This window comes from Streptomyces kebangsaanensis, from assembly GCF_001906585.1.
In the GTDB taxonomy this organism is placed as follows: domain Bacteria; phylum Actinomycetota; class Actinomycetes; order Streptomycetales; family Streptomycetaceae; genus Streptomyces; species Streptomyces kebangsaanensis.
The window spans coordinates 80913-87790 of record NZ_JUJA01000164.1 but is presented as its reverse complement, the minus strand read 5'-3'; the positions used below and the strand labels follow the sequence as shown (position 1 = coordinate 87790).

At 75.7% G+C, this 6878-nt stretch carries 8 protein-coding genes; 5 read left to right on the top strand and 3 right to left on the bottom strand.

Going from position 1 to position 6878, the window contains the following annotated elements:
- The 3 genes from RH94_RS41645 to RH94_RS33475 all read left to right on the top strand — a co-directional run.
- Positions 1-324: ATP-binding protein (locus RH94_RS41645; RefSeq protein WP_199881118.1), on the top strand; the 324-nt coding region annotated here is incomplete at its 5' end.
- Positions 321-932, top strand: a complete 612-nt coding sequence (locus RH94_RS33480) for a DUF6624 domain-containing protein (RefSeq protein WP_324614339.1) — start codon at positions 321-323, stop codon at positions 930-932. The genes RH94_RS41645 and RH94_RS33480, both read left to right, overlap by 4 nt.
- A gap of 96 nt (positions 933-1028) precedes the next feature.
- Positions 1029-1259 (top strand): hypothetical protein, encoded by a 231-nt coding sequence (locus RH94_RS33475; RefSeq protein ID WP_073952085.1) that lies wholly within the window; start codon positions 1029-1031, stop codon positions 1257-1259.
- Positions 1260-1537: 278 nt separating this feature from the next.
- Here RH94_RS33475 and RH94_RS33470 read toward each other — a convergent pair whose 3' ends face one another.
- The 3 genes from RH94_RS33470 to RH94_RS33460 form a co-directional block, all read right to left on the bottom strand.
- Entirely contained in the window at positions 1538-2566 is a 1029-nt protein-coding gene (locus RH94_RS33470; protein ID WP_073952084.1) for an SDR family oxidoreductase, read from the bottom strand.
- Between the two features lie 241 nt (positions 2567-2807).
- Positions 2808-4016: an FUSC family protein gene (locus tag RH94_RS33465; protein ID WP_079189292.1), complete on the bottom strand. Its 1209-nt coding sequence runs from the start codon at positions 4014-4016 to the stop codon at positions 2808-2810.
- Between the two features lie 96 nt (positions 4017-4112).
- Positions 4113-4769: an HAD family hydrolase gene (locus RH94_RS33460; RefSeq protein ID WP_073952083.1), complete on the bottom strand. Its 657-nt coding sequence runs from the start codon at positions 4767-4769 to the stop codon at positions 4113-4115.
- A gap of 193 nt (positions 4770-4962) precedes the next feature.
- Between RH94_RS33460 and RH94_RS33455 the strand changes: the two genes are divergently transcribed.
- Positions 4963-5772 carry an SDR family oxidoreductase gene (locus tag RH94_RS33455; protein WP_073952082.1) on the top strand — a complete coding sequence of 270 codons (810 nt, stop codon included), beginning with the start codon at positions 4963-4965 and terminating at the stop codon, positions 5770-5772.
- Positions 5773-5782: 10 nt separating this feature from the next.
- Positions 5783-6838, top strand: coding sequence for a DNA topoisomerase IB (locus RH94_RS33450; RefSeq protein WP_073952081.1), 1056 nt, complete (start codon positions 5783-5785; stop codon positions 6836-6838).
- Positions 6839-6878: the final 40 nt, after the last annotated feature.

Genomic DNA, 6878 nt, shown 5'->3' with positions numbered 1-6878 from the left:
CTGCCGCTCCCGGCGGACCAGCGCGACGGCGCGGTGCTGGCGGTGGACGAGCTGTTCGCCAACGCCGTCCGGCACGCGAGCGCCGATCCGCGCGACGCGGTCACCGTCACCGTCGAGTGGAGCCCGCCCACCCTCCGCGTGACGGTCGCCGACTGCTCGCCCGTGCTCCCGCGACCGCACCCGGTGGACGCCACCGCGGAGTCCGGGCGCGGCCTGGCCATCGTGGCCGCGCTGGCCGACGACTGGGGCACGGCACCGCCCGAACCGGACCGCCGGGGCAAGAGGGTCTGGTTCACGTCACGACGCCGGAGCACAGCACCGTGAAGGGCACGCAGTCCCACCACGTCGGCGAACCGGCCGGCCCTTCCGCGCCGCTCCCGGTGGACGGCCCGCCCGGTGTGCCCTCGGGCGGGCCGGTCACGACGGCGCTGTCGCCGCGGCTCGCCCCGACCGTCGCGGCCGAGTTGCTGCGCAGGGCCGAGGAGGACCGGGAGCTGATGCGGGAGGCCGCCGCCGCGCCGTCCGCGGAACGCGGACGGCGGGTGCTCCGGTGCCACAGGGACAACGCCGAGGCGCTCGCGGCGATCGTGCGCCGGTACGGCTGGCCGGCGGCCGACGTGGTCGGCGGACCGGCCTCGACGGCGGCGCTGATGATCCTGCTGCACGCCCCCGACCCGGGCTTCAGGCTGCGGTGCCGGGACCTGATCGCCCAGGCCACGGCGGACGGCCGCTGTCCCGCGGTGCACTTCGCCTACATCGCCGACCACTGCGCCGTGGAACAGGGCGAGCCGCAGTTCTACGGGACGCGGATCGACCCCGTGACCCTGCGGCCGTACCCCGTGCGCCGGCCGCAGACCCTCGACGAGCGGCGCCAGGACGTCGGCCTCGGCCCGCTCGAGGAGCAGATGCGGGCGCTGCGCCTGCACGGCTGACCCCGCCGCCCGCGCCATGCACCGTCAGGTTTCGCAGGTCACCGGCACGGTACTCGCGCGTCGCCCGACGACGGCGGGGGAGAAGGGGAGTACACCGTGACCGATCACCGCGATGAGGCACCCGGCGAGAACGGCGCGCCCGTTCCCCGGGACCTGCCGGACCAGCAGGCCCGAACCGGTGAGGACCCCTGGGAGGCCGCCCCGGTGCCGGAGCGGGCCGGGTCCGACGCGACCGACGAGGACGAGGGCGCCCCGCACCCGGGCACCGAGCCGTCCGACGAACGCGAGCCGTCCGAGCACCCCGTGCCGGACGAGCCCTCCGGCTGACGGCCGAGGACACCGGGCGCGGGCGACCCGGGCAGCGGGGGGTTCGCCGTCGGCGGGCGTGCCGGGGCGGCTTCGGCCGGCCGGTGCGGGTTGTCCGAGCGTTCCGTGTCGGGCGAGTCCTCCGGTCGGCGGCCGGTCGCCGTGGGGTCGGCCGGAGGCCGGGGCACCGGGCGCGGGCGACCCGGGCGGCGGGGCAGCGGGGGGTTCGCCGTCGGCGGGTGCGCCGGGGCGGCTCCGGCCGGCCGGTGCGAGCCCTGTCGGCCGGTCACGGGCGTCGCTCAGCCGACCTTGCGGCCCCGCATGGGCTCGGTGTCCGCGCCCTCGCCCTTCTGCAGTCCCTGCAGGAGTTCCTGCAGGGCCTCGGTCGCCGTGCGCTCCGGGCGCCAGCCCAGTTCGGTGTGGGCCCGGGTGCAGTCCATCAGGGGCAGGCGCAGCACCGCGTCGAAGAGGTGCGGGGAGGCGGGGAGCAGGTGCAGCCCCCAGGCGGCGGCGATCGCCGAGCGCGCGGCGGTGCGCGGCAGCCGCACGGGCCGGGAACCGAGCAGTTCACCCAGCACCTTGGCGTCCAGCGGCGGCTCGGCGGCGAGGTTGAACGGCCCCCGCACCTCGTGGTGCAGCGCCAGCTGGTAGGCGCGGGCGGCGTCGTCGGTGTGCAGGGCCTGCACCCGCAGGCCGGGCACGTCCGGCAGGAACCGCAGCAGCTCGGGCCGGGCCAGCTGCCCCGGCAGGAACCGTCCGCCGAAGATGCGGCGCTGCTCGCTCGCCGACTCCCGCTTGAACAGGAACCCCGGGCGCATGCGCACCACCCGCACATCCGGATGGTCCCGCTCGAAGGTGTCCAGGGCCCGCTCCAGATACGCCTTCTCCCGGCAGTACGCGGCGTCCGGCCAGCCGTGGGTCGGCCACGACTCGTCCACCGCGCGGTCCTTCGGCCCCGGCGAGTACGCGCCCACCGAGGAGGCGTGCACCAGCACCGGCACCCGGGCGGCGGCCACCGCCTCGAAGACCCGGATGCCGCCGAGCACGTTGGTCCGCCAGGTGACTGCCGGATCATGCGTCGGCTGGAAGGCCCAGGCCAGGTGGATCACGGCGTCGGCGCCCGCGAACTCCCCGGCCAGACCGGTCTGTTCGGATGACACGTCGACCGCCGACCACTCGGTCTTCGGCGGCGACCACTGCGGAACGCGGCGGGCCAGACCCCGTACCGACCCGATCTCCGGGTCCTCGGAGAGAACGCGGACGACACTCGTGCCGACATTGCCGGTGGCGCCCGTGACGACGACCCTGCTGCCCGAAGCGATGCTCACCTTCGGCTCCTCTCGAGGGCGGCTGACAGTGCGGCCCACCGAGTACCCGGTCCCGGCCGGTCGACGCGAGCGGCGGGCAGGAGGAGCGGACGGGAAAGCCCCGGCCGCGACGGGGGGATCGCGGCCGGGGCGGTTCGGGAGCGGGGCTCCGGGGACACCGTCCCCTCCACACCCACATCCGGTTCAACGGGGAACCATCGCGCGGTGTTCCGGCACAGGTCCCGTTCTGCGGTGATCCGCGTCACTGGCGTACGACGCCGGGCACGACCTCCGCCCACACGTTCTCCGCCTGCAGCAGCAGGGAGCCGAGAACCGTCGTCCGGGCCGCCTCCCGCCCGGCGGCCTGCTCGCGCAGCGCCTCCTGCACGCGGTCGTGCAGTTCCTCCATCCTGGTCTCCGCCTCGCGGTCCGGGGGCCGTACGGACCCCGGGTGCCGGAGCCGGTCGCCCTCCGCCCGGCACCGGTCCGCGACCAGGTCCAGCAGCCGGGCGTAGGTCCGCAGGATCCGGCCGTCCGGCGGCCCGGGCACGCGGTCGTCGTCGGTGGCCACCACGAGGGTCCGGGTGAGCGCCCTGATGTGGCCGGTGATCCGGCTCCAGCGCTCGTCCTCCTCCTCGGACGGCACGTCCGGGGGCACCCGCCGCAGGGTCCGCAGCGCGCCCTTGGGCACGCGCAGGCTCTCCCGGCTCCAGCTCCGGGCCGAGTGCAGGGCCCCCAGGCGCCGTTCCAGCCGGTCCGAGCCACGGGACCAGTCGGCCGCCGCCCCCGGGTCCCAGTCGTCCCGGTCCAGGCCGGCGGCGATCTCGTGCAGCACGTCCGCGGTCTCCCGGGCGAGTGCGGCGAGGTTCTCCCGTACGTCCCGCAGATGGACCGGCGGCAGGACCAGCGCGTTGACGGCGACCCCGAGTGCCGCGCCGAGCGCCGCCTGCCCCAGGCGGTGGCCGACCGCGGCGCCGGAGACGCTGCCCGTGGCGAGGACGAACAGGGCCGTGGTGGCGCCGTACACTCCCTGGTCGCCGAAGCGGGACCAGTTCGCCAGCAGCATCAGGACGGGTACGCACAGCACGAGCGCCCCCGTGGTGTCGTCGGTGACCGCCTGTGCCGCCGAGGCGAGCAGTGCTCCCACGCAGATCGCGGCGAACTGCTGCACCGCCCGCATCAGCGAGCTGTAGACCGTCGCCTGCACCAGGACCAGCGCCACCCAGGGTGCCATCAGCGCCATCGGGTCGCCCAGCCATTCGTTCGCCACGAGCCAGGCGAGCAGTGTCGCCGCCGCTGCCTTCAGCGACTGCACCACCAGGTCCCGCTCCCGTCCCGGCCCCCGGCAGGCCGCCCGGACCGCCCGGCCGACCGAGCGTGCCTCCTGGCGCACGGCCCCGGCCGGCCGGGCGGCGAGCGAGCGCGCGAGGGTGCGTACGTCCTCTCCCCGATCCTGGATCCCACGTGCCATGCCGGGCGGGTATCCAGAGATCACGGAGCCCCACGCGGCACATGCCGCAACCGCCCGTCCCGGTCCGGGCCCGGCGGAGGGTCCGGACCGCGGTGCTCAGGCCAGTGGGCTGTCCGCCAGGGACGCCAGCAGGTGCGCGGGATCGTCGTAGACCGCCTTCGCCCCGGCCCGTTCCAGGTCCGCGCGCGGGATGCCGCCGCACAGGAGGGCCACACAGCGCACCCCGGCCCTGCTGCCGGCCCGCATGTCCCAGACGGTGTCGCCCACGAACACCGCCCGCTCGGCGGGCACTCCGGCCAGCTCCAGGGCGTGCTCGACCGGTTCGGGCGCGGGCTTGCCCTCCTCGACGTCGTCGGAGCTGGCCGTGGCGGCGATGGCGTCGTCCGCGTCGATGGCGCGGCGCAGCGCGCCCAGCTCCGCCCCGCTCGCCGAGGTGGCGAGCACCACCGTCCAGCCGTCCCCGTGCAGCCGCCGCAGCAGACGCCCGGCGTCCGCCAGGGCCGGCAGCCGGTCGAAGTACTGGGCGTACAGCGCGGTGTGGGCGGCGCTGAGACGGGCGTCCTGCTCCTTGTCGCGCTCCTCGCCGAGCAGGTGGGCGATCAGATCGGTGGAGCCGAGCCCCACCGAGCGGTGGACGGCGTGCATGGGCACCCGGTGGCCCGCCTGCCGGAAGGCCTCCCACCAGGTGGTGACGTGGAGGTGGTTGGTGTCGACGAGCGTTCCGTCGACGTCGAACACGGCGGCACGGTCCATCCCGGGGTCCTTTCGGGTCAAGGGCTTTTCGCATGCGGTCCTACGGGTCGCACGGGTACCACGTCAGGTGCCCGCCACTCCGGGCGGCCGTCGGCCTCCACGGCGACGCCGGTCCCGGCGCACGGTTTGCCCGGTCCGCCGCCGGGTACTGCGATGCCTCGTCCGAGCCGGCCCGTCCCGCAGGAGGCCCGCCATGTCCGCCCCCGCCGCATCCGCCCCCAAGGTGGCCGTGGTCACCGGTTCCGACTCCGGTATCGGCCGTGCCACCGCCGTACGCCTGGCCGAGGCCGGGATGGACATCGGCATCACCTGGCACAGCGACGAGAAGGGCGCGGAAGGGACCGCCGAGGAGGTCCGCGGCAAGGGCCGCCGGGCGGCCGTCGCCCGGATGGACCTCGCCCGCCTGCCCGCCGGCGCGGACGCGCTCGACCGGCTGTGCGACGAGCTCGGCCGGCTCGACGTACTGGTCAACAACGCCGGCACCGGCACGGCCACGCCCTTCCTCGACCTCACCCTGGACGACATGCGGCGCGTGCTGGACGTGGACCTGGCCGGGCCGTTCCTGTGCGGTCAGAAGGCGGCGCGCCGGATGATCCGGCAGGGCGACGGCGGCCGGATCGTCAACGTGACCTCCGTGCACGAGCACCAGCCGCGCGTCGGCGCCGGACCGTACTGCGCGGCCAAGGGCGGCCTCGGTCTGCTCACCCAGGTCATGGCCCTGGAACTCGCCGAGCACGGCATCACCGTGAACGCGGTCGCGCCCGGCGAGATCGCCACGCCCATGACCGGCCAGGAGGACGTCGACGTGCGCACCGAGCACCGCCCAGGGGTGCCGCTCGGCCGGCCCGGCGACGCCCGCGAGGTCGCCGCCGTGATCGCCTTCCTCGCGGGCCCCGACGCCTCCTACGTCACCGGGGCGTCCTGGAGCGTGGACGGCGGCATGCTCCGGATGGGCCCGATGGCCGGATCACACCTGGGCAGCGACGACTGGCGGCGTCCCTGAGCGGACCACCGTGCGACTGCGTACCAGCTCCTGCGACCGGCCCGGCTTCCCCCGCGTCCGCTGCGGGCGAGGCTTCCGCTACCGGGACATCGACGGGAAGCCGCTCAAGGACGCCGAGCACCTCGCCCGCATCCGCGCCCTGGTCATCCCGCCGGCCTGGCGCGAGGTGTGGACCTGTCCCTGGCCGGGCGGCCATCCGCAGGCCGTCGGCACCGACGGCGCCGGACGCCGCCAGTACCTGTACCACGAGGAGTTCCGCGCCCAGCAGGAGCGGGCCGAACACGAACACGTGCGCGAAGCGGCCCGGGTCCTGCCGCGGCTGCGCGCCAGGGCCACGGCCGACCTCGCCGGGCGGGGACTGAGCCGGGCCCGGGTGACGGCCTGCGACGTGCGCCTGCTCGACCTCGGTTTCTTCCGGATCGGCAGCGACCGGCACACCCGGCAGAGCGAGACCTACGGCCTGACGGCGATGCTGCGCGAGCACGTCACCTGTGGCCGCGGCGAGATCACCTTCGGCTGTCCCGCCAAGGGCGGCACCGAGATCGTACGGGCGCTGGTGGACGACCAGGCGCACACCGTGGTCCGCGCCCTGTTGCGGCGGCGGCGCGGCGGAGAGCGGCTGCTGGTGTACCGGGAGGACGGGGTCTGGCACGACCTGCACGGCGCCGACCTGAACGAGGCGTTGCGCCGGCTGTCCGGAACCGATTCCCCCGAGCTCTCGGCTTCGCTCGAGCAGGGGGAACCCCCATCCGCCCAGGACTTCCGCACCCGGCACGCCACGGTGCCGGCCGCCGTGGGCGTCGCCGTGACCACCCGGGAGGCACGGAGGACGCCCGCGGCCCGGCGGCGGCAGATCGCCCGCACGGTCCGCGAGGTCGGCCACTACCTCGGCAACACCCCCGCGGTGTGCCGCGACTCCTGCATCGACCCGAAGGTCTTCGAGCTGTTCGAGCAGGGCGAGACGATCGCTCCCGTGCTCACCCGGCTGGGCGAGCAAGGGAGTTTCGGGCGTCCGGCGACGCAGGGGGCCGTGGAGGCCGCGGTGCTCGAACTTCTCCGGCGGTGAGGCCTTCTCAGCGGTGAGGCCGGGGCCGCCGCCGGCGTTC

Bases quoted from the DNA above. Each gene is read 5' to 3' on its own strand.
- RH94_RS33455 (WP_073952082.1), top strand. From the start codon at position 4,963: ATGTCCGCCCCCGCCGCATCCGCCCCCAAGGTGGCCGTGGTCACCGGT.
- RH94_RS33460 (WP_073952083.1), bottom strand. From the start codon at position 4,769: ATGGACCGTGCCGCCGTGTTCGACGTCGACGGAACGCTCGTCGACACC.
- RH94_RS33465 (WP_079189292.1), bottom strand. From the start codon at position 4,016: ATGGCACGTGGGATCCAGGATCGGGGAGAGGACGTACGCACCCTCGCG.